A 22,280-nucleotide genomic window follows, 5' to 3' on the forward strand; every position below is an offset into this window, starting at 1 on the left:
GACGAATCCACTTCTAGACTTATCGTATGAGCGGGATTCGGCAGGAAAGCAGAAATGAAGCGCACGGCAGTGGTCCTGGGTATGTTGATGTTGCTCGGTGGCTGTGAAACCACCCACGAAGACCTGATCGCCCGGGGTTATCCGCCAGCGTTCGCCGACGGCTACGACGACGGTTGCAGCAGTGGCCGGCAAGCCGCCGGGGTGATCACCGGCCAATTCAGGAAAGACGTGCCGCGTTACCTCAAGGATCCGCGTTATGCCGAGGGCTGGAGCGATGGCTTCCGCCAGTGCCAGGCCATGCGCGAGAGCGAAGAGCGTAATGCCTATCGCGAGCGCCATTGGGACGAGCGTGAACGGGCCTGGCAGCAACAGAAAGACCAGGACGCCGCCCGGGCTTATCGCTCGCCATAAGTCGCGTACAGACATCCGTCGAAACCAAAACCCTGTGACCATGGCCCAAACTCCAATGCAGAGGAGCAAATGTCATGAGCCGCGCCTTCGTCAACGAAGATAATGCCGCTGCCCAGGCCGACCAGCCGGTCGAACGCCAGGTCAGCGCGCAACCCAACTACGTCACGCCCACCGGACTTGCCCAGCTACAGGCCCGGGTCGCCGAGTTGCAGGCGCTGCACACCCAGCAGGCGAGCCGAGGGGAGCTGGCGGACAAGCAGCGGATCGCCGACCTTGAACGGGATCTGCGCTATTTCACGCAGCGCCTGCAAAGCGCCCAGGTCGTTGCGCCGACTTCATCCGATCAAGTGCGGATCGGACACTGGGTGACCTTTGTCGATGAGCATGATCATGAGCAGCGGGTGCAATTGGTCGGGGAAGACCAGGCCGATGCGGCCAGTGGGCTGATCAACTGGGGCTCGCCGCTGGGACGGGCGCTACTGGGGGCGAAGGTTGGGGATGAGGTGACATGGGAGCGACCATTGGGAAATCTCGTTATCGAGGTCGTTGCGATAGATCTCCAGTGATACTACCGACCGGTTTAAACATGCCTGAAGCTTCTAACAAGGCTCGATATTACGCGGTGCTCGGGTAGCCCCATCAATTAAGCCTTACACACTGTGGGAGCGAGCTTGCTCGCGATGAGGGAGTGCCAGTCAACATTTCCACTGACTGTCACACCACTATCGCGAGCAAGCTCGCTCCCACAATGGATTTACATGCATAAAAAAACGGAGCCTTCGAAGGCTCCGTTTTTCATGCAACCGACCGAATCAGGCCAATTTCTTGTGCCGTACGCGATGCGGCTGGGCAGCAGCCTCGCCGAGGCGTTTCTTGCGATCGGCTTCGTACTCGGTGTAGTTGCCTTCGAAGAACACCGCTTGCGAGTCGTCTTCGTATGCCAGGATGTGGGTCGCCACGCGGTCGAGGAACCACCGATCGTGGGAGATCACAATGGCGGCGCCCGGGAAGTCCAGCAAGGCTTCTTCCAGGGAACGCAGGGTTTCGACGTCGAGGTCGTTGGACGGTTCGTCGAGCAGCAGGACGTTGCCGCCCTCCTTCAAGGTCAACGCCAGGTGCAAGCGACCGCGCTCACCACCGGACAAGTCCTTGACGAACTTCTGCTGGTCGCCGCCCTTGAAGTTGAAGCGGCCCACATAAGTGCGCGACGGGATTTCATAGTTGCCGATGCGGATCTGGTCGGAACCGTCGGAGATCTGCTGGAACACGGTCTTGCTGCCGTCCAGGTCTTCGCGGCTCTGGTCGACGCAGGCCAGTTGCACGGTCTCACCGATTTCGATGCTGCCCGAATCCGGCGTTTCCTTGCCCATCAGCATGCGGAACAGCGTGGATTTACCCGCGCCGTTACCGCCGATCACACCGACGATGGCGCCTTTTGGCATGGAGAACGACAGGTTGTCGATCAGCACGCGGTCGCCATAACCCTTGGTGACGTTCTTGAACTCGATGACCTTGTCACCCAGGCGCGGACCGGCCGGGATGTAGATCTCGTTGGTTTCGCTGCGCTTCTGGAATTCCTGGGATTGCATTTCCTCGAAGCGTTGCAGACGGGCCTTGGATTTGGACTGGCGGGCCTTGGCGCCTTTGCGCACCCACTCCAGTTCTTCCTTCATGGCTTTTTCATGGGCCGACTGCTGCTTGGATTCCTGGGCCAGACGATCGGACTTGGCTTCCAGCCAGCCCGAATAGTTGCCCTCGTACGGAATGCCTGCGCCGCGGTCGAGTTCCAGGATCCAGCCGGCGACGTTGTCCAGGAAGTAACGGTCGTGCGTGATCGCAACCACGGTGCCTGGGAAGTCGTGCAGGAAGTGTTCGAGCCAGGCGACGGAATCGGCGTCCAGGTGGTTGGTCGGTTCGTCGAGCAGCAGCATGTCCGGGGCCGATAGCAGCAGGCGGCACAGGGCCACGCGGCGCTTTTCACCACCAGACAGGTGTTCGACCTTCGCGTCCCAGGCCGGCAGGCGCAGCGCATCGGCGGCGACTTCCAGCTGGCGATCCAGGTTGTGGCCGTCGCTGGCCTGCAGGATCGCTTCGAGCTTGGCCTGTTCGGCGGCCAGCTTGTCGAAGTCGGCATCCGGATCGGCGTAGGCGGCATAGACCTCGTCGAGGCGCGCCTGGGCGTCCTTGATCACGCTGACCGCTTCCTCGACCACTTCACGGACGGTCTTGCTCGGGTCCAGCTGAGGTTCCTGGGGCAGGTAGCCGATGTTCAGGTCCGGCATCGGGCGGGCTTCGCCGTCGAATTCGTTATCGACGCCGGCCATGATTTTCAGCAGCGTGGATTTACCCGAACCGTTGAGGCCCAGTACGCCGATCTTGGCGCCGGGGAAGAAGGACAGTGAAATATTTTTCAGGATTTCCCGCTTCGGCGGAACAACTTTGCTCAGCCGATGCATGGTGAAGACGTATTGAGCCATGGTGAACCTAGCGTCAGTGACAGGTGAAAAGAACGAGCCAGGCCATGCGCGGCGCCGGCTCTTGACGGTCATCAATGCCTGCGCGCGGATAGAGCCTGGGAATCTGGAGCTGGAACGCTCTTGTTTGACCGGCAAAGCTACCTCAACCGTCGGTCAAGGTCCAGCCGCCAAGGGCTGGCACTTTGCCACAAGTCAAGGCATGCTAGCCGCCCTTCGGGCGTCCGGCTTATAGTGCACGTCGCGCCAGTCCAGCAAACTGCAGGATTACAGCTTGTCCAACGTCACTCCGCCCCTGTCCCCTCGCGCACCCGCTGTCGTGCCCGGCTCGCCCCTGCGCGGGACATTGAAGAGTGCGCTGGCCACACTGGTGTTGCTGTTGCTCGGCTTGCTGTTCTGGCAATTGCTCGACCAACTGCGCGAAACCCAACAGCAACAACGCCAATACACCATCGACTACACCGCCGATCTCGCCGCGCAGGTCAGCCTGAACATGGCCCTGAACGCGCAAATCGCCCTCAACCTGCTACCGATCGTCGAACAACCACAAACGACCGACGAACAGCAGGCACTGGTGCGCAAACTCCAGCAATCGCTGCCTGAACTGCGCAGCCTGGCCCTGCTGAGCCCCTCCGGCCGAGTACTCAGTGACAGCGACGCCGACAGCCCCGACGCCGATTACCTCGGCGAGCTGGTGCGGCGCAGCCGGGCCCAGGCCCATTATTTCAGCAATGCCGAAGACGGCTCCGTGGTGCATCTATTGTTGCACCAGGCCAGCGGCAGTAGCCGTGGCTACTGGGCCCTGCGCCTGAACCCGAATTTTTTCTCCACCCTGACCAAGCAGACCGATATGGGGCTGCGCCCGCTGTGGCTGGTGGAAAACCGTCTCAACCAGCAGATCATCAGCCGCGACGAAAACCTGCCCTCGAGCAGCCCTACCCATTTGTCCCCGGATGACCTGGAGAACACCGTACTGACCGTGCCCTTGAGCAGCAGCGACTGGCAACTGCGGGGGCTGTTCGACCGTCGCCAGGTGATCGAACAACTGCTGCCGGCCTTCATCGGCAAATGCCTGCTGGGCCTGGCGTTTTCGTTGTTGCCGGTGATTGCGCTCCTGAACATGCGCCGGCGTCAGCGGCAGTTGCATGAAGGTCGGCGGCGCTACCAGGATATTTTCGAAGGCACTGGCGTGGCCCTGTGCGTGCTTGACCTATCGGGGCTCAAGGCCTTTTTTGAGCGGGCCGGCCTGCACACGGGCGATCAATTGCGCGCCTGGACGAAAACCTCCCATCAACTTGAGCAATTGCGCCAGGAAGTCCACGTCACCGAAGTCAACCAGATGGCGTTGAAGCTGCTCAATGTCGATTCCTGCGACCAGGCCTGGCAACTGCTGGTCGGCAAAGGTGCGCAGGACAACAACCCCGTCGGCTCGAAGCTGCTCGAAGCGCTGCTCGATCAACACAAGCAACTGGAACTGGAAATCAAGCTCCAGGACGCCCATGGCCGCGACCAGTACCTGTGGCTGGTGCTGCGCCTGCCGGAAAAACAGCAAGACCATAACGCGGTCATCCTGAGCATCAGCGACATCACCAGCCGCAAGCTGATCGAGCTCTCGCTGCTCGAACGCGAGGGTTTCTGGTCCGACGTGGTGCGCACCGTGCCGGATCATCTCTATGTGCAGGACGTCATCAGCCAGCGGATGATCTTCAGCAACCACCACCTGGGCCAGACCCTGGGGTACGACCGCACCGAACTGCACCAGATGGGCGAGTACTTCTGGGAAATCCTGCTGCACAGCGACGATGCCGATCATTACCACAGCCTGCGCCAGGCACAACGGCGGGGCGGGTACACGCAATTGTTGCAATGCCAACTGCGCTTTCGCCATCGCAATGGCAAATGGCGCTGCTTCGACATCCGCGAACAGGCCCTGGCCCGTGACCGGGAAAACCAGGTGACACGAATCATCGGCGTAGCCAAGGACATCACCGAGCAGATCGAGGCCAGCGAATCGCTGCGTGACAGCGAGCAACGCTACCGGATGCTCGCCGAAAGCATCAGCGACGTGATTTTCTCCACCGACAACAAGCTTTCGCTCAACTACGTCAGCCCGTCGGTGCAAGCGGTGCTGGGCTACACCGCCGACTGGATCTTCCAGAACGGCTGGCAATCGATCATCGCCAACCCGCAACAACTGACCGGCATCTACAGCATGATGGACCGGGTCAGCAAAGCCCTCGACAAGCCCGACCAACTGGCCGAGCTGCGCAACCAGATGCAGACCCAGTTGTTCCTGTTCGACTGCCTGCGTGCCGACGGGCGCAAGATTCCCATCGAGCTTCGGCTGGTACTGGTGTGGGATGAACACGGCGCGTTCGAAGGCGTGCTCGGCGTCGGTCGCGACATCAGCCAGCAGCGTCGCGCCGAAAAAGACCTGCGCATGGCCGCTACGGTCTTCGAGCACTCGACCTCGGCGATCCTGATCACCGACCCGGCCGGCTACATTGTCCAGGCCAACGAAGCCTTCAGTCGCGTCAGCGGTTATGCCGTGTCGCAAGTGCTGGACCAGTTGCCCAACATGCTGACCGTGGACGAACAGCAGGAAGCCCACTTGCGCTACGTGCTCAAGCAGTTGCAACAGCACAGCACCTGGGAAGGCGAAGTCTGGCTCAAGCGCCGCAATGGCGAGCATTACCCGGCCTGGGTCGGCATTACGGCCGTGCTGGATGACGAAGGCGACCTGGCCAGCTATGTATGCTTCTTCAGCGACATCAGCGAGCGCAAGGCCAGCGAGCAGCGCATTCATCGCCTGGCCTATTACGATGCCCTGACTCACCTGCCCAACCGCACGCTGTTTCAGGATCGCCTGCACACCGCGCTGCAATCGGCCGAGCGGCAGAAGTCCTGGGTCGTGCTGATGTTCCTCGACCTGGACCGCTTCAAGCCGATCAACGACTCCCTGGGCCATGCCGCCGGCGACCGGATGCTCAAGGAAATGGCCACGCGCCTGCTCGGCTGCGTCGCCGACGACGACACCGTGGCACGCATGGGTGGCGATGAATTCACCCTGCTGCTGCAACCACGCGCCAGCCGCGAAATGGCGCTGAACCGGGCAATCAACGTAGCCGAGCAGATCCTCGCCAGCCTGGTCCGGCCATTCGTGCTCGAAGGCCGGGAGTTCTTCGTCACCGCCAGTATCGGTATCGCCCTGAGCCCCCAGGACGGCAACGAACTGAGCCAATTGATGAAAAATGCCGACACCGCCATGTATCACGCCAAGGAGCGTGGCAAGAACAACTTCCAGTTCTATCAGGCCGACATGAACGCCAGCGCCCTGGAGCGCCTGGAGCTGGAAAGCGACCTGCGCCACGCCCTGGAACAGAACGAGTTCGTGCTGTATTACCAGCCGCAGTTCAGCGGCGATGGCAAACGTTTGACTGGCGCCGAAGCCCTGCTGCGCTGGCGCCATCCGCGACGCGGGTTGGTGCCGCCGGGGGATTTCATCCCGGTACTCGAAGAACTCGGCTTGGTGGTGGACGTCGGCGACTGGGTCATCACCGAGGCCTGTCGGCAGCTCAGAACGTGGCACCAGGCCAAGGTCCGGGTGCCGAAGGTCTCGGTCAACATTTCGGCCCGGCAGTTCTCCGACGGCCAGTTGGGCACGCGCATCGCCAATATCCTGCGCAGCACCGGCCTGCCGCCAGCCTGCCTGGAGCTGGAACTGACGGAAAGTATCCTGATGCGCGAAGTCAGCGAGGCGATGCAGATCCTGGCCGGGCTGAAAAACCTGGGCCTGAGCATCGCCGTCGATGACTTCGGCACCGGTTATTCGTCGCTCAACTACCTCAAGCAATTCCCCATCGACGTGCTGAAGATCGACCGCACCTTCGTCGACGGCCTGCCGTCCGGCGAGCAGGATGCACAGATCGCCCGGGCGATCATCGCCATGGCTCACAGCCTCAACCTGGCGGTGATCGCCGAGGGTGTCGAGACCCACGAGCAACTGGACTTCTTGCGCGAACACGGTTGCGACGAAGTCCAGGGCTACCTGTTCGGCCGCCCGATGCCGGCCACCCGGTTTGAAGCGCAGTTCAGCAATGATGCGTTGTTCATGCTCGACTGAGGCCCTTCAGCGCCTGTAGCGGCCTCATCGCGAGCAAGCTCGCTCCCACAGGTTATGTGTACGCAGGTCCAATGTGGGAGCGAGCTTGCTCGCGATGAGGCCCGCCAGGGCAACGCAGAATGGCGCGTGAAACCCATTCGTCCGCGACATGACGCCCTTTCATATGCCTTCCAAAACCGGTTGAGGTAGAATGCCCCCCTTTTCTGCCCCCGATCCTTGAGGACCGCCATGTTCAGCCGTGATTTGACTATTGCCAAGTACGACGCCGATCTCTTTGCCGCCATGGAGCAAGAAGCTCAGCGCCAGGAAGAGCACATTGAGCTGATCGCTTCGGAAAACTACACCAGCCCCGCGGTGATGGAAGCTCAAGGCTCGGTACTGACCAACAAGTACGCCGAAGGCTACCCAGGCAAGCGTTACTACGGTGGTTGCGAGTACGTCGACGTGGTCGAGCAACTGGCCATCGACCGCGCCAAGCAACTGTTCGGTGCCGATTACGCCAACGTCCAGCCGCACGCAGGCTCCCAAGCCAACTCCGCCGTGTACCTGGCGCTGCTGTCGGCCGGTGACACCATCCTGGGCATGAGCCTGGCCCACGGCGGTCACCTGACCCACGGCGCCAGCGTTTCCTCCTCCGGCAAGCTGTACAACGCCGTCCAGTACGGCATCGACGGCAACGGCCTGATCGACTACGACGAAGTCGAGCGCCTGGCCCTCGAGCACAAGCCGAAAATGATCGTGGCCGGTTTCTCCGCCTACTCCCAGGTCCTCGACTTCCCGCGCTTTCGCGAGATCGCTGACAAGGTCGGTGCCTACCTGTTCGTCGACATGGCCCACGTTGCCGGCCTGGTCGCCGCTGGCGTCTACCCGAATCCGGTGCCATTCGCCGACGTGGTCACCACCACCACCCACAAGACCCTGCGCGGTCCACGTGGCGGCCTGATCCTGGCGCGCGCCAATGCCGACATCGAGAAGAAGCTGAACTCCGCTGTTTTCCCGGGCGCCCAGGGTGGCCCGCTGGAGCACGTGATCGCAGCCAAGGCGATCTGCTTCAAGGAAGCGCTGCAACCTGAGTTCAAGGCTTACCAGCAACAAGTGGTGAAGAATGCCAAGGCCATGGCCGGCGTGTTCATCGAGCGCGGCTTCGACGTGGTGTCCGGCGGTACTGAAAACCACCTGTTCCTGCTCTCGCTGATCAAGCAAGAGATCTCCGGTAAAGACGCCGACGCGGCGCTGGGCAAGGCGTTCATCACCGTCAACAAGAACTCGGTGCCAAACGACCCACGCTCTCCGTTCGTCACCTCGGGCCTGCGTTTCGGCACCCCGGCCGTGACCACTCGTGGTTTCAAGGAAGCCGAGTGCAAGGAACTGGCCGGCTGGATCTGCGACATCCTGGCGGACCTGAACAACGAAGCGGTCATCGACGCCGTGCGTGAGAAGGTCAAGGCTATCTGCAAGAAGCTGCCGGTCTACGGCGCTTAATTAGCCCGCCAGAGCGCAGTTGAACAAGGCCCGCATCGAAAGATGCGGGCCTTTTTTATTGCCTGCTCGGATGCACGCCGAAGACCAGGGTGTGCATAGCTGTTATTTCCTTACTGACTCGCTCAGGCAGCTGGCGACTTTTTTCCTGCCGAGAAAACGCTCAAGCACAGGGCTTTCACCCCAACTGGTAAGACCGGTAAAACCAAATCATCACAATCGAGCTTGCATCCCCGCGAAAACAGCGCCTAGACTGCGCCTGCACTGGACAAACCGGTAAGACCACAACAATGAAGTCCCGACGCCAGCCCTCCCTGGCGAACAAGGACACCGAACCAGGAATCCCTCCCATGCTCAAATGGTGCTCGCGGTCGATCTTCCTTCAAGTTGTCCTCGGACTGGTGCTCGGCATCGTCTGCGGGCTTACCCTTCCCGAATATTCTGCACAGCTCAAACCCCTCGGCGACGGTTTTATCAAGCTGATCAAGATGCTCATCGGCCTGATCGTGTTCTGCGTGGTGGTCAGCGGCATCTCCGGCGCCGGCGATCTCAAGAAGGTCGGGCGCATCGGCCTCAAGTCGGTCATCTACTTCGAAATACTCACCTCCATTGCCCTGGTCATCGGCCTGGTCCTTGCTTTCAGCACAGGCATTGGCAGCGGCGCGAACATCCACCTGGAGCAGCTCTCCAGCGCTGATGTGAACGATATCGCCCAGCGCGGCCAGCACATGGTCACCACCACCCAGTTCCTGATGAACCTGATCCCGACCTCGGTAATCGGCGCGTTCGCGGAAAACAACATCCTGCAGGTGCTGCTGTTTGCCGTGCTGTTCGGCAGCGCGTTGAACCTTGTTGGTGACGCTGCTTCCGGCATTTCACGCCTGATCAACGAACTCAGCCATGTGATCTTCCGCATCATGGGCATGATCGTGCGCCTGGCGCCCATCGGGGTGTTCGGCGCCATTGCCTTCACCACCAGCAAATATGGCCTGGACTCGCTGCAGCATCTGGGCAGCCTCGTCGGCCTGTTCTACCTGACCTGCATCGCCTTCGTCACGCTGATCCTCGGCCTGGTGATGCGTGCGTCGGGCCTGCCAATGCTGCCGTTTCTCAAGTACCTGCGCGAAGAGCTGCTGATCGTACTCGGCACCGCATCGTCCGATGCCGTGCTGCCACAGATCATGCGCAAGCTCGAACACCTGGGCATCGGCAGCTCTACCGTGGGCCTGGTCATTCCAACCGGCTACTCGTTCAACCTGGATGGTTTTTCGATCTACCTGACCCTGGCCATTGTCTTCATCGCCAACGCGACCGGCACGCCCCTGGCCATGAGCGATCTGTTGACCATCCTGCTGGTCTCGCTGATCACCTCCAAGGGTGCCCATGGGATTCCCGGCTCGGCGCTGGTGATCCTGGCAGCGACGCTGACGGCGATCCCGGCAATCCCGGTGGTCGGCCTGGTGCTGGTGTTGGCCGTGGACTGGTTCATGGGCATCGGTCGTGCCCTGACCAACCTGATTGGCAACTGCGTGGCCACCGTGGCGATTGCCCGCTGGGAAAAAGACATCGACATCCCTCGGGCGCGCAAGGTGCTGTCCGGCCAACAAGGCTATACCTTCCAACCCAGGAAACCGGTGGGCAGTGCCCATCACCAGCAATTCTGAAAGACGGCGATGCCGGCCCGCGAACCGGCATCGCCTGATCGATTTTCAAGGAGTCACATGTGATCAGTTCATCGACCGTCGTCAATTCCGTGGTGGAGAAACTCCGCGCCGCCCTCGCCCGGGGCCAGTGGCGCTCGGGCGACATGCTGCCCGGCCAGCGCGAGCTGGCCGAGCAACTGGGCATCAGCCGACCCAGCCTGCGTGAAGCGGTGATTGTGCTGGAGACCCTGGGCCTGGTGCGCTCGATGCCCGGCAAAGGTGTCGTGGTGCTGGAGGCCCACCTCAACGATGCTGCCGGTGAAGGCAGCGCCATGGCCGGCGCGAGCCTGGAAGACCTGCTGCAGCTGCGCTACACCCTGGAACCGTTCATCGTTGGCCTGGTGGCCCAGTCCATCAGCAGCAAGGAAATCGGCCAGTTGCGCCTGACCCTCATGGACATGCGCGAAGCCCTGGAAGCCAACGACAGCGATGCCTGCGCCAACGCCTACATCGCCTTCCATGAAGAATTGTTTGCCCTGACGTCCAACCCGATTTTCCAGAACGTGGTCCAGCAGACCAGTAACGCCCTCAAGCAGAGCGCCGATGTGTTGCGCAATTCGCCCGAGCACCTGGCCGAACGCCTGGAAGAAAACGAAGCCGTGGTCCGTGCCATCCGGGGCAAGAACAGCGCCCAGGCCAGCGCCGAAATGCGCCGGCATATTCTCCGGGAAGGCCAGCGTATGGGCATCGAATTGAACATTCCGGACGACAACCTCGGCACTTGAGCCATTGCCTGTGGAGACCGCCATGAACAACCTCATGCCCCCTCAACCCCAGCACAACCACAACGTGCTGGCCACCCTGCCCCTGCCCGGCCGGATCGGCAAACCGTCGGTGGACGATATCTATCCGCAGATCTTCGACGCCATCCTCGAACAACGCATTGCCCCGGCCAGCCGCTTCACCGAGGAAAGCCTGGGGGATGTGTTCGGCGTCAGCCGCAGCGTCATTCGCCGCGTTCTGGCACGCCTGTCCCATCAGCAAGTGGTGATCCTGCGGCCCAACCACCGGCCACAGGTTGCCGCGCCAAACCTGGAGCAGACCCGGCAGATCCTCCACGCTCGCCGCCTGGCAGAGCAGACCCTGGTGCGCCTGGCCTGCAAGGCGCCGCAGCCCAAGGACCTGCAACAGCTGCGCGATCTGGTGGAGCGCGAGCGCCAGTGCCTGGCTCGTGGCGAGCGTGGCCCGGCGATCCGCCTGTCCGGCGAGTTTCACCTGCAACTGGCCGCCATGGCTGGCAACGCGCCGTTAATGCAATTTCTCGGCAGCCTGGTGCCGTTGACCTCGTTGGCCCTGGCCCGACACGAGATCAAGTCTCGCAGGCACTGTGCCTGGCAGGAACACCTGGCAATCGTCGACGCCGTGGAAGGCCGCAACGTCAACGAAGCGGTGCGGCTGATGGACGAGCACCTGGACCATCTGGAGCAAAAACTGCTGGTCGCATAGCGGTTGTGGCGAGGGAGCTTGCTCCCGCTCGGTTGCGCAGCAACCGCCAAAAAAGCGAGGGCGGCTACGCCCCCCAGCGGGAGCAAGCTCCCTCGCCACAAGAAGCTCTTTTGTCGCACATTGTTGATAGTCGCAGGCAAAGCGTCGTCAAAGTAGCGCGGCTTCGAAGCCGGCGCGGATCTTCTCTTCCGGCAGTTCATCGGCGATGAATACGATCACGCTTTCCCGGGCCTCGCCGGGGGCCCATTCGGTGTCCCAATCGAAACCGTACAACTTGAGCACGCCCTGGAATACCAACCGACGGGGTTCGCCGGCGATGTTCAGCACGCCCTTGTAGCGCAGCAATTGCTTGCCGTGTTCTTCCAGCAACTGATTCATGAACTCGCTGAGCTTGTCGATATCCAGCGCCTTGTCGGTACGCAGCACCAGGCTGCTGATGCGATCGCCCGGGGTGGCCTTGCCGACCGGTCGCAGGCTGAACCCTGCGCCCAGGTCCGCATTGAGATTGAAGCCACGAATATCGAGCAGTTCGGCCAGGTCGATCTTGCCGTGTTCCACCACCCTGATGGGTGCCCGCCGGTTGATGCGCGTCAGGCGCTCGCCAAGGGCCTGGACCTGGGCCGTGTCCACCAGGTCGGTCTTGCTCAGGAGCAGGCGATCGGCAAACCCGACCTGGGCCTGGGCGATGGCCTGGGCCAGGTGGATCTCGGCATGAGCTGCGTCCACCAGCGTAAGAATGCCGTCGAGGATATAGCGCTCGCGCAGGTCCTCGTCGATGAAAAAAGTCTGCGCCACCGGGGCCGGGTCGGCCAGGCCGGTGCATTCGATCACCAGGCGATCGAAGGCAATCTCGCCGCTGTCCAGCCGCTCGAGCAACAGGTACAGGGCCTTGGTCAGGTCGGTGTGGATGGTGCAGCACACGCAACCGTTGGCCAGGGTCATGACTTGCACCGGCTCGTCGCCCAGCAGTTGGGTGTCGATGCCGGCATCGCTGAATTCGTTCTCGATCACGGCGATTTTCAGGCCGTGCTCGGCCTTGAGTAGATGGCGCAACAGCGTGGTCTTGCCGGCGCCGAGGAAGCCGCTGAGGATGGTGACCGGGATGGGAGAGGACAACATGATTCTCCTGTTTCGAAATTAAAGAAAAGCACAAACCAATGTGGGAGCGAGCTTGCTCGCGATGGCGTCGGGTCAGTCGCCATCATCGTGACTGATACTCCGCTATCGCGAGCAAGCTCGCTCCCACAAGGGGATCGACCTCAGTTCAACAGCACTTGGGCCCACCCTTGCCGCCGTAACGGGCCTCCTGGCGTTCGCGAAAGAACGCCTCGTAGTCCATCAACGGTTTGTCCGGGTGCTTGGTTTGCATGTGCTCGACGTAGTTGTCGTAGTCGGGCATGCCGACCATCAGGCGGGCGGCCTGACCGAGGTATTTACCGAGGCGACTCAAGTCATTGAACATCGTTGCAATCCCCTATCAAGCGTCCGGCAAGGCCTGGAATGGCGCTTCCTTGTCCGTGCGTTCCTTGGTGCCCCAGGCGGCGATGCCGACCTTGAGCGCGTAGAACAGGATGCTGAAGACCACGAACAGGAACAATGCCGTCAGCGTCGCATTGGTGTAGGCGTTGAACACCACGTGCTGCATCTGCTCAATGCTCTTGGCCGGGGCCAGGACCTGGCCGGCGGCCAGGGCATCGTTGTATTTGCGCGCCAGGGCCAGGAAGCCGATCGCCGGATTGGCGTCGAACAGCTTGATCAGGCCCGCGGTGGTGGTGCAGATCAGCAGCCAGGCCGCCGGCAGCAGCGTGACCCAGACGTAGCGCTGGCGCTTCATCTTGATCAGGACCACGGTGGCGAGCATCAGGGCGATACCGGCCAGCATCTGGTTGGAGATGCCGAACAGTGGCCACAAGGTATTGATGCCGCCCAGCGGATCGATCACGCCCTGGTACAGCAGGTAGCCCCACATCGCTACGCAACCGGCGGTGGCGATCAGGTTGGCCGGCCAGGATTCGGTGCGCTTGAGCGAAGGCACGAACGAGCCGAGCAAGTCCTGCAGCATGAACCGCCCGGCACGGGTGCCGGCGTCCACGGCGGTGAGGATGAACAGCGCTTCGAACAGGATCGCGAAGTGGTACCAGAACGCCATGGTGTTCTCACCCGGCAGCACCGAGTGCAGGATCTGCGCAATACCGACCGCCAGGGTCGGCGCACCGCCGGCACGGGCCAGCACGGTGGTCTCGCCGATGTCCTTGGCCACCGCTTGCAGCGCCTCGGGGGTGATTGCAAAACCCCAGCTGCTGACGGTCTGGGCCACGGCCACCACGTCACCGCCGACGATCGCCGCCGGGCTGTTCATGGCGAAGTACACGCCCGGCTCGATGACCGAAGCCGCGACCATGGCCATGATCGCCACGAAGGACTCCATCAGCATGCCGCCGTAACCGATGTAGCGGGCGTTGGTTTCGTTATCCAAGAGCTTGGGCGTGGTGCCCGAGGAGATCAGCGCGTGGAAACCCGAGACCGCGCCGCAGGCGATGGTGATGAACAGGAACGGGAACAGACCGCCCTTCCATACCGGCCCGGTGCCGTCGGTGAACTGGGTCAGCGCCGGCATTTTCAGCTCGGGCATGGTGACCAGGATGCCGATCGCCAGGGCGACGATGGTGCCGATCTTGAGGAATGTCGACAGGTAGTCCCGCGGCGCCAGGATCAGCCACACCGGCAGCACCGCCGCGACAAAACCGTAGCCGATCAGCATCCAGGTGATCTGGATCCCGGTGAAGGAAAAGGCCTTGGCCCAGACCGGATCGGCAGCAATTTGCCCGCCCAGCCAGATCGAGCCCAGCAGCAACAGCACGCCAATCACCGAGATTTCACCAATGCGGCCCGGGCGGATGTAGCGCATGTAGATGCCCATGAACATCGCGATCGGGATGGTCGCCATCACCGTGAAGATGCCCCATGGGCTCTCGGCCAGGGCCTTGACCACGATCAGCGCCAGCACCGCGAGGATGATGATCATGATCAGGAAGCAGCCGAACAGCGCGATGGTGCCAGGGACGCGGCCCATTTCCTCACGGACCATGTCACCCAGGGAACGCCCGTTGCGGCGGGTGGACAGGAACAGAACCATGAAGTCCTGCACCGCACCGGCCAGCACCACGCCAGCGATCAGCCACAGCGTACCGGGCAGGTAGCCCATCTGCGCCGCCAGCACCGGCCCGACCAGCGGCCCCGCGCCGGCAATGGCCGCGAAGTGGTGACCGAAGAGAATGTGTTTGTTGGTCGGGACGTAGTCCAGGCCATCGTTGTTGAGCACGGCTGGGGTGGCCCGGCGCGCATCGAGTTGCATCACGTTGTTGGCGATGAAGAGGCTGTAGTAGCGGTAGGCGACCAGGTAGATGGCCACGGCTGCGACGACGATCCAGAGGGCGTTGATCGCCTCGCCTCGACGCAATGCCACAACGCCCAGGGCGCACGCTCCTACGACGGCCAGCAGTAGCCAGGGCAGATGGCGTAGCAGGCTATTATTATTTTTCATTTTTATATTCCAGCCAGGGTGGACAAGAAAGATTGCCATTGGAGTTTAGCGCTAACCCGGGCAAAGGCCATACTCGACATTCGTCTGTCGATTGCCAAATGGTGACGAGGCTCCCTCAGTAGGGTCTATAGTCAATGAATCTTCAGAGGGAATGCGTAATGAGCGAACGTCGCCGCTTCGTACGAGTTGACTTCCATGCCAGGACCGAGCTGAGCCAGGGCCCGTTCATCTGGCCGGTAGAGTTGCTGGATCTGTCCCTCAAGGGTTTGCTGATCAAGAAACCCGAACCCTGGCTTGGCGATATCGAACAACCTTTCATGGCCGATATTCATTTGAGCCCTGATGCTGAGATCAAGATGGAAGTTCGGTTGGCCCATGATGACCATGGTCACCTGGGCTTCGCCTGCGAGCACATTGACCTGGACTCCATCGCACACCTACGCCGGCTGGTAGAGCTGAACCTGGGCGACCATGACGAGTTGGAGCGGGAATTGGCGGCGTTGATTCATATCTGACAGCACCGAGATCCCCTGTGGCGAGGGAGCTTGCTCCCGCTGGGCTGCGTAGCAGCCCCAAAAGCAGCAATTCAATCAGCCTGACACACCGAGATGCAGATTTCAGGTCTGCTGCGCAGCCCAGCGGGAGCAAGCTCCCTCGCCACAAAAGCCTGCACAAGCCTCTGTACTATTCGAACAACGCATCCAACGCCTGTTCCAGGCGCGTCACGGCAATGATCTGCAACCCCGGCGGGGCTTCCTTCGGCGCGTTGCCCTTGGGCACGATGGCGCGTTTGAAACCGTGCTTGGCCGCTTCCTTGAGTCGCTCCTGGCCACTGGGCACCGGCCGTACTTCGCCCGACAGCCCCACTTCGCCGAACACCAACAGGTCGTGGGGCAGCGGCCGGTTGCGCAGGCTGGACATGACTGCGGCCATCAACGCCAGGTCGGACGCGGTTTCCAGCACCTTGACCCCGCCCACGACGTTGAGGAACACGTCCTGGTCGTGCGTCGGAATCCCGCCGTGTCGATGCAGCACCGCCAGCAACATGGCCAACCGATTCTGATCCAGGCCCAGGGTGACCCGGCGCGGGTTCGCCAGGTGACTGTCGTCCACCAGCGCTTGCACTTCGACCAGCATCGGCCGGGTGCCTTCCCACGTTGCCATGACCACGCTACCGGGGACTTCTTCCTGGGCACGCGTCAGAAAGATCGCCGAAGGGTTTGAGACTTCTTTCAAGCCTCTGTCGGTCATGCCGAACACACCCAGTTCGTTCACGGCACCAAAGCGGTTCTTCACCGCCCGCAGCAAACGCAGGCGACCATCGGATTCGCCTTCGAAATACAACACGGTATCGACCATGTGCTCCAGCACGCGTGGCCCCGCCAGCGCGCCTTCCTTGGTGACGTGGCCCACCAGGAAAATCGCCGTGCCGCTCTGCTTGGCGTAGCGCACCAGCAACGCCGCACTTTCGCGCACCTGGGACACGCCGCCCGGGGCCGATTGCAGCTGTTCGGTGAAAATGGTCTGGATCGAGTCGATCACCATCACCTTGGGTTTTTCCAGGCGCGCCGTGGCGATGATGGTCTCGATGCAGGTCTCGGTCATGACCCGCAACTGGTCCTGGGGCAAGCCCAGGCGCCGGGCGCGCATGGCGACCTGCTGCTGGGATTCTTCGCCAGTGACGTACAGCGCCGGCATGCGGGTGGCGAGGTTGCACAAGGTTTGCAACAAGATGGTGGATTTGCCGATGCCCGGATCGCCGCCGATCAGCACCACCGAACCGTCCACCAAACCGCCGCCGAGCACGCGGTCCAGTTCTCCGGATGCAGTGGAGAAACGCGGAATTTCTTCGACACTGACTTCGGCCAGGGTCTTGATCTGCGCCTGCTGACCGGCCCAGCCCGTGCGACCGGTGGGTGCCGCCGCGCCGCCGCTTTCCACCATGGTTTCAGTCAGGGTGTTCCAGGCCCCGCATTCGCTGCACTGGCCGGCCCATTTGGGAAAGGTCGAGCCGCACTCGGTGCAGCCGTACATGCGCTTTGCCTTGGCCATCTGAACTCCGGAGAAAAACCGCGATGATAGCCTAGGGGACGTCAGCGCGGGGCCGGCATTCTGATTTCACCCCTCGCCAGATCCACCGCGGTATTGCCCAACGGGTCCTGGGCCTGCAGATCGGCGCCCTTGGCCTTCAAGGCGTCGAGCAACTCATCGCGCTTGAACAGGCCGGCATACATCGCCGCGGTCTGCCCGGCACCGTTGCGTTGGTCCGGGCTGCAATCGGTGGACAACAAACGCCGCGCAATCTGCACTTCGCCCTTGAAAATCGCGCCCATCAACGCCGTGTTGCCACGTTTGTCCTGGGCACAGGCATCGGCACCCGCGGCCAGCAGCCGCTCCACCGCGGGGCCGTGGCCGTGATAAGCCGCCAAAATCAGCGCGGTGTAGCCCTTTTCATCCTGGGTATTGAGCGAATAACCGGCCTCGATAAAAGTCTCGAGCATCGGCACATCGCCGCGGCGAGCGGCGTCGAAGTAATAGTTTTGCAACTGCTCTTGTACGGCGGCCGGTTCAGTGGGTATTGGCTGATCGGCCAGTACGCTCATTGACCAGGTCGCAAGCATCGATAAAAGAAATCTGCGCATCATGACGTCTCCTCTGGCAGATGACTGTGGGGGCATGGTTGTGGGAGCAAGGCTTGCCCGCGATGCAGACAACTCGGTCTGGTTTCAGACCCCAGCACCTGTTTCGCGAGCAAGCTTTGCTCCCACAGGTCATGCACCTGCCTGGCTGTGGATCAGTCAGTCAGTTTTTCCGCCAGGGCCTTGACCCGGGCCAAGTCACCTTTGGCGACACGAGCCACGCCAGTGCCGTACTCAGGGTCAGCCTTGTAGAGGAACGACAGGATGATGTGCTTGCTCTCGTCATCGGTGGTCGCCAAAGAGCCGCCGAAGCTGTCGATCAGGTCATCACGCTCTTTCTTGCTGAACGAACGATACAAATCACCGGCCTGCTTGAAGTTCTGCTCACGCTGGATCTTCGCTTGCTGGGTGCTGCCGCTCAGCGCGGTCTGGCTGTAGCGTGCTGCTTGTGGTTCTTCACGCGGCGTCAGGCGGCTCGGCTGATAATTCACTCCGGTGCTGGTGCTGCCAGGGTTCATCGCGCCGTCCTGGTTACCGTTGTTCACCGCCACCTTGGGGGCGTTGATCGGCAGTTGCAGGGCATTGGCACCCAGGCGATACATCTGCGTGTCAGCGTAGGAAAATACTCGTCCCTGGAGCAAACGATCTTCGGAAGGTTCGATACCCGGTACAAGATTGGCCGGCGCCATGGCCACCTGCTCGGTTTCCTGGAAGACATTCGCCGGATTGCGGTTCAAGACCATTTGCCCGACTTTGCGCTCAGGCACACCCGGCCAGATCTTGGTCGCGTCCAGTGGGTCGAAGTCAAACTTGGCAAGGTCCTCTGGATTGAGCACCTGGACGTACAAGTCCCACTTCGGGAAGTCGCCCTTATTAATATGATTCACCAGATCATTTGTCATATGGCTGTAATCTTGACCCTGAACTTTCACAACTTCTTTCGGATCGAGATTTTTCAGGCCCTGCAAACTTTTCCAATGAAATTTCACGTAGTGAACTTCACCCTTGGTGTTAACCAGTTTGTAGGCATGTACACCGTTACCGTCCATCTCGCGGTAACTGGCCGGCGTCCCGGAGTTGGAATACAACTCGGTCAGGGTGCGGGTCGATTCTGGAACATGGGAGAAGAAATCGAAGCGGCGTGAGTCATCGTCCAGGTTGGTCCGAGGGTCGGGTTTGAAGGCGTGGACCATGTCCGGAAACTTGATGGCATCGCGGATGAAGAAGGTCGGGAAGTTGTTACCCACCAAGTCCCAATTACCGTCGGCAGTGTAGAACTTCGTGGCGAAACCACGGGGGTCGCGCAGGGTCTCCGGCGAATGATTGCCATGCACCACGGCAGAAAAGCGCACGAACACTGGCGTGACCTGGCCTGCGGCAAAAACCTTGGCCTTGGTCAGGTCGCTGAGATCGTCGGAAACCGTGAAGGTACCGTGGGCGCCGGTCCCTCGGGCATGCACCACGCGCTCAGGGATGCGCTCACGGTCAAAGCGCTGGAGCTTCTGGATCAACTGCACGTCTTGCAGCAAGGTCGGGCCGTTGGGGCCTGCCGTTTGCGAGTTCTGGTTGTCGCCGACAGCCGCACCGTTGTCCCGGGTCAGGGTGGCCGCGTTGACAGACAAGGACAAAAGGCTCGCGGTCAGCACAAAAAAAGCGCGGCGATGGGAATAAGCCCCGTGGCCAAGGGAAGTGTTCATAGGCGTGTTCCTCTGATGTTATAGAGCGCATCCATGTGCGCCATCCAGAGGCTAGTGCTCGATAAAGGAAAACCTAAATAGAAATGCCGTACCGCGTCGATAGAAAAAACGTTGTGGGGTGCCAGGCTGAAACCGCGTATCACGCGCGATTGATGGCACTTTGAAAACTTTTCACCCAGGACCAGGTCGATAATTGAAGCTTTGTAAGCAGGCGTTTCGAGCAAGACTCGTTGGGCTGACTTACACTGCCACTCATCTTTAATCTGTCACAAGGAATAACTCATGGGCGTGCTAAGCGAGTTCAAGGCCTTCGCGGTCAAAGGCAATGTCGTCGACATGGCCGTCGGGATCATCATCGGTGCCGCTTTCGGCAAAATCGTTTCGTCATTCGTTGGCGACGTGGTCATGCCTCCCATCGGCCTGCTGATTGGTGGAGTGGACTTCAGTGACCTGGCCATCACCCTCAAGGCCGCCCAGGGTGATGCGCCTGCCGTTATGCTGGCCTACGGTAAATTCATCCAAAGCACCATCGACTTCATCATCGTGGCGTTCGCCATTTTCATGGGCGTCCAGGCGATCAACCGCCTCAAGCGCGAAGAAGCCGTGGCCCCCAGCGCGCCTCCTGTTCCGACCAAGGAAGAACTGCTGCTCACCGAAATTCGCGACCTGCTCAAGGCCCAGAACGAGCGGCCCTGAACCTCCCTCCATCGATAGAACCTGTGGCGAGGGAGCAAGCTCGCGCTGGGTTTTGTAGGAGCTAGCGAAGCCTGCGATCTTTTGATCTTTCGCTTGAGACTCAAGTGTCTGGGGAAAGATCGCAGCCTCGTTGCACTCGACAGCTCCTACACAGCTCCTACATGCGTGGGTTTCCTACCAGTAGTTTTCCACCGCCACCTGCCCCGGCCGACGGGTCAGGCTCAACTGCAGCCCCCTGGTCTTGAGCAGTTTGCGCGTGTCATCGATCATTTGCGGGTTGCCGCACAGCATCACTCGCGAATGCTCCGGCGCCAGCGCTACGCCGGCCGCCCGCTCCAGTTCGCCATTTTCGATCAGCGTGGTGATCCGCCCATTGAGCGCCCCCGGATGCTGCTCACGGGTGACGGTCGCAATGAAACGAAACTTATGAGCGTACTCGGCCAGGTAGTCGCGCTGGGACAGTTCCTTGATCAACGCCTGATACGCCAGCTCCTGCGCCTCGCGCACGCTGTACACCAGGATGATTCGCTCGAATTTTTCCCAGACCTCAAAATCCTGGAGGATAGAAAGGAACGGCGCCACACCCGTCCCGGTAGACAGCAGCCACAAATCCCGACCATCGACAAAGCGATCCAGCGTCAAGTAGCCGAAAGCCTGGCGATCCACCAACAGTTCGTCACCCGGCTGCAGGCGGCTGAGCTCACTGGTGAACTCGCCATCGGGAACCACGATGGAAAAGAATTCGAGGAACTCGTCGAACGGCGACGACACCATGGAGTACGCCCGCCAGACAGTGGTCCCATCCGCCTTGACGACGCCCAGCCGGGCGAACTGTCCCGCCCGAAAGCGAAAGCCGCGATCCCGGGTCGTGCGCAACGTAAACAGATGAGGCGTCAACGGCTGGACATCGAGCAGGGTTTGGCGGGTGAACTTCTCTGCGCTGTCGGTCATGAGCCACTCCTATGGGACAAGACATACAGTGTCCCGCAAAGTGAACCTTTTCACCACCGACGGGCAAGTAATAGCATTTTAGTTGCACTCGCCCCATCTAAAACTTTTACCAAAACTGTACAAAGTTAGAACACTGCAAAAGAAATCAATCTGCAGAACTAATACATTACAATTCTGTAAGCTAGTTAAAAAAAATCTCACTACAAGTTAGGAAAAGTCCTACAATAAAAATTCGCATCAGGGATTGGATCCGCATGGACGAATCAAACCCAGGAGAAAGCGATGGACAGGTGGAAGGACTTGTTGCTGAGGAAGTTATCCTGTGAAAAAGACCTGCAGACGGCCTATCGTCTAGTAGTGAATTTCTTTAACAATCAAGGATTTGACTATTGTGCATTTTCAGCCTACTTAGGCAGCCCCAACAATCACACCAGTAAGGTGAACCTGAATAATTACCCTTATGGATGGGAGCGGCTTTATGAACAAAATGGTTATGCATCGAACGACCCAATAGTAGCACACTGCAATCAATCACCACTTCCGATCATGTGGAATGAGAATGTTTTCGTTCAGGCCCCTAAGTTATGGCGAGAACTTAATCGACAAGGACTCAAGTACGGCTGGACCCAGGCCGTTCATGACGAACAAGGGGCACAGTCCAGCCTGTTCAGCCTTGCACGAACCCATTGTCCCATTGATATCGAGGAGCATTATGGCAATCTCGGCTACGCCATCTTCGCCAGTCAAAAGCTGCATGCGCTTGCCAGCAAAAAACTGGCGGACGCCACCGCAGTCCAGCCAAAATGTCACTTGTCCCCCAGAGAGATCGAAGTATTGAGGTGGTCTGCCGAAGGCAAGACGGCCTCGGAAGTGGGCAGGATCCTTTGTCTTTCCGAACGGACCGTGAATTTCCATGTGTGCAGTTGCATGCGAAAACTGAACGTCAGCAATAAGATTTCAGCGGTGGCTAAAGCCGCCCAGATCCATGTGATCTGACCCGTGGCACGACACTGTCGAGCTGAAAAACCCACGAGTAATGTGCGACAAAAAAACGTACCATTTACGGTTCCACTTGGATGATGCCGCTTCTTGCACGCGACGCCGTTCATTCAGGAGG

The 22,280-nt window shown here is 60.5% G+C and carries 18 protein-coding genes; 10 read left to right on the plus strand and 8 right to left on the minus strand.

All coding sequences use genetic code 11. The features are described 5' to 3' along the window. Window positions 1–54 precede the first annotated feature (54 nt). Together LOY50_RS24670 and LOY50_RS24675 are read left to right on the plus strand one after the other, a co-directional pair. Window positions 55–411, plus strand: coding sequence for a hypothetical protein (locus LOY50_RS24670; protein WP_253469524.1), 357 nt, complete (start codon window positions 55–57; stop codon window positions 409–411). Between the two features lie 74 nt (window positions 412–485). Further along, on the plus strand, window positions 486–977 hold the full coding sequence (locus tag LOY50_RS24675) for a GreA/GreB family elongation factor (protein ID WP_258689417.1): 492 nt from the start codon (window positions 486–488) through the stop codon (window positions 975–977). A gap of 246 nt (window positions 978–1,223) precedes the next feature. Here LOY50_RS24675 and ettA read toward each other — a convergent pair whose 3' ends face one another. Continuing rightward, window positions 1,224–2,888 (minus strand): energy-dependent translational throttle protein EttA, encoded by a 1,665-nt coding sequence (gene ettA / locus LOY50_RS24680; RefSeq protein WP_018601028.1) that lies wholly within the window; start codon window positions 2,886–2,888, stop codon window positions 1,224–1,226. Window positions 2,889–3,159: 271 nt separating this feature from the next. Between ettA and LOY50_RS24685 the strand changes: the two genes are divergently transcribed. From LOY50_RS24685 to LOY50_RS24705, 5 genes are all read left to right on the plus strand, one after another. Further along, entirely contained in the window at window positions 3,160–7,008 is a 3,849-nt protein-coding gene (locus LOY50_RS24685; RefSeq protein WP_253469530.1) for an EAL domain-containing protein, read from the plus strand. Between the two features lie 228 nt (window positions 7,009–7,236). Next, complete coding sequence (glyA, locus tag LOY50_RS24690) at window positions 7,237–8,490, plus strand: serine hydroxymethyltransferase (RefSeq protein ID WP_072347783.1); 1,254 nt, start codon at window positions 7,237–7,239, stop codon at window positions 8,488–8,490. 347 nt (window positions 8,491–8,837) lie between these two features. Next, a complete protein-coding gene (locus LOY50_RS24695; RefSeq protein ID WP_253469533.1) occupies window positions 8,838–10,151 on the plus strand; it encodes a C4-dicarboxylate transporter DctA in 1,314 nt (437 codons plus the stop codon). A gap of 59 nt (window positions 10,152–10,210) precedes the next feature. After that, a complete protein-coding gene (locus tag LOY50_RS24700; RefSeq protein ID WP_258689421.1) occupies window positions 10,211–10,915 on the plus strand; it encodes a FadR/GntR family transcriptional regulator in 705 nt (234 codons plus the stop codon). A 22-nt stretch (window positions 10,916–10,937) separates the two neighbouring features. Next, window positions 10,938–11,636 (plus strand): GntR family transcriptional regulator, encoded by a 699-nt coding sequence (locus LOY50_RS24705; protein ID WP_258689423.1) that lies wholly within the window; start codon window positions 10,938–10,940, stop codon window positions 11,634–11,636. Between the two features lie 147 nt (window positions 11,637–11,783). Here LOY50_RS24705 and yjiA read toward each other — a convergent pair whose 3' ends face one another. The 3 genes from yjiA to LOY50_RS24720 all read right to left on the minus strand — a co-directional run bounded on the left by yjiA (window position 11,784) and on the right by LOY50_RS24720 (window position 15,180). Then, window positions 11,784–12,752, minus strand: coding sequence for a GTPase (yjiA, locus tag LOY50_RS24710; protein WP_258691275.1), 969 nt, complete (start codon window positions 12,750–12,752; stop codon window positions 11,784–11,786). 148 nt (window positions 12,753–12,900) lie between these two features. Next, the gene (locus LOY50_RS24715; protein WP_003201656.1) at window positions 12,901–13,098 is read right to left on the minus strand and encodes a YbdD/YjiX family protein; all 198 of its coding nucleotides are present in this window, start codon (window positions 13,096–13,098) and stop codon (window positions 12,901–12,903) included. 15 nt (window positions 13,099–13,113) lie between these two features. Then, window positions 13,114–15,180: a carbon starvation CstA family protein gene (locus tag LOY50_RS24720; RefSeq protein ID WP_258689425.1), complete on the minus strand. Its 2,067-nt coding sequence runs from the start codon at window positions 15,178–15,180 to the stop codon at window positions 13,114–13,116. 158 nt (window positions 15,181–15,338) lie between these two features. Here LOY50_RS24720 and LOY50_RS24725 point away from each other — a divergent pair, with 158 nt between their 5' ends. Beyond that, window positions 15,339–15,695: a PilZ domain-containing protein gene (locus LOY50_RS24725; protein WP_253469541.1), complete on the plus strand. Its 357-nt coding sequence runs from the start codon at window positions 15,339–15,341 to the stop codon at window positions 15,693–15,695. Between the two features lie 169 nt (window positions 15,696–15,864). On the opposite strand, the gene radA is transcribed toward LOY50_RS24725, so the two are convergent. From radA to katB, 3 genes are all read right to left on the minus strand, one after another. Continuing rightward, entirely contained in the window at window positions 15,865–17,232 is a 1,368-nt protein-coding gene (gene radA, locus LOY50_RS24730; RefSeq protein ID WP_003185644.1) for a DNA repair protein RadA, read from the minus strand. Between the two features lie 41 nt (window positions 17,233–17,273). Beyond that, window positions 17,274–17,822 (minus strand): ankyrin repeat domain-containing protein, encoded by a 549-nt coding sequence (locus LOY50_RS24735; protein WP_214512907.1) that lies wholly within the window; start codon window positions 17,820–17,822, stop codon window positions 17,274–17,276. A gap of 152 nt (window positions 17,823–17,974) precedes the next feature. Further along, complete coding sequence (gene katB, locus LOY50_RS24740) at window positions 17,975–19,516, minus strand: catalase KatB (RefSeq protein ID WP_253469544.1); 1,542 nt, start codon at window positions 19,514–19,516, stop codon at window positions 17,975–17,977. Between the two features lie 282 nt (window positions 19,517–19,798). Here katB and mscL point away from each other — a divergent pair, with 282 nt between their 5' ends. Next, window positions 19,799–20,212, plus strand: a complete 414-nt coding sequence (mscL, locus tag LOY50_RS24745) for a large-conductance mechanosensitive channel protein MscL (RefSeq protein WP_214512867.1) — start codon at window positions 19,799–19,801, stop codon at window positions 20,210–20,212. A 174-nt stretch (window positions 20,213–20,386) separates the two neighbouring features. Here the strand turns inward: mscL and LOY50_RS24750 are convergent, their stop codons facing one another. After that, window positions 20,387–21,163, minus strand: a complete 777-nt coding sequence (locus LOY50_RS24750; protein ID WP_258689426.1) for a ferredoxin--NADP reductase — start codon at window positions 21,161–21,163, stop codon at window positions 20,387–20,389. 282 nt (window positions 21,164–21,445) lie between these two features. Between LOY50_RS24750 and LOY50_RS24755 the strand changes: the two genes are divergently transcribed. Further along, a complete protein-coding gene (locus tag LOY50_RS24755) occupies window positions 21,446–22,159 on the plus strand; it encodes an autoinducer binding domain-containing protein (RefSeq protein WP_258689427.1) in 714 nt (237 codons plus the stop codon). Window positions 22,160–22,280 lie beyond the last annotated feature (121 nt).

The organism is Pseudomonas sp. B21-010 (assembly GCF_024749325.1).
In the GTDB taxonomy this organism is placed as follows: domain Bacteria; phylum Pseudomonadota; class Gammaproteobacteria; order Pseudomonadales; family Pseudomonadaceae; genus Aquipseudomonas; species Aquipseudomonas kilonensis.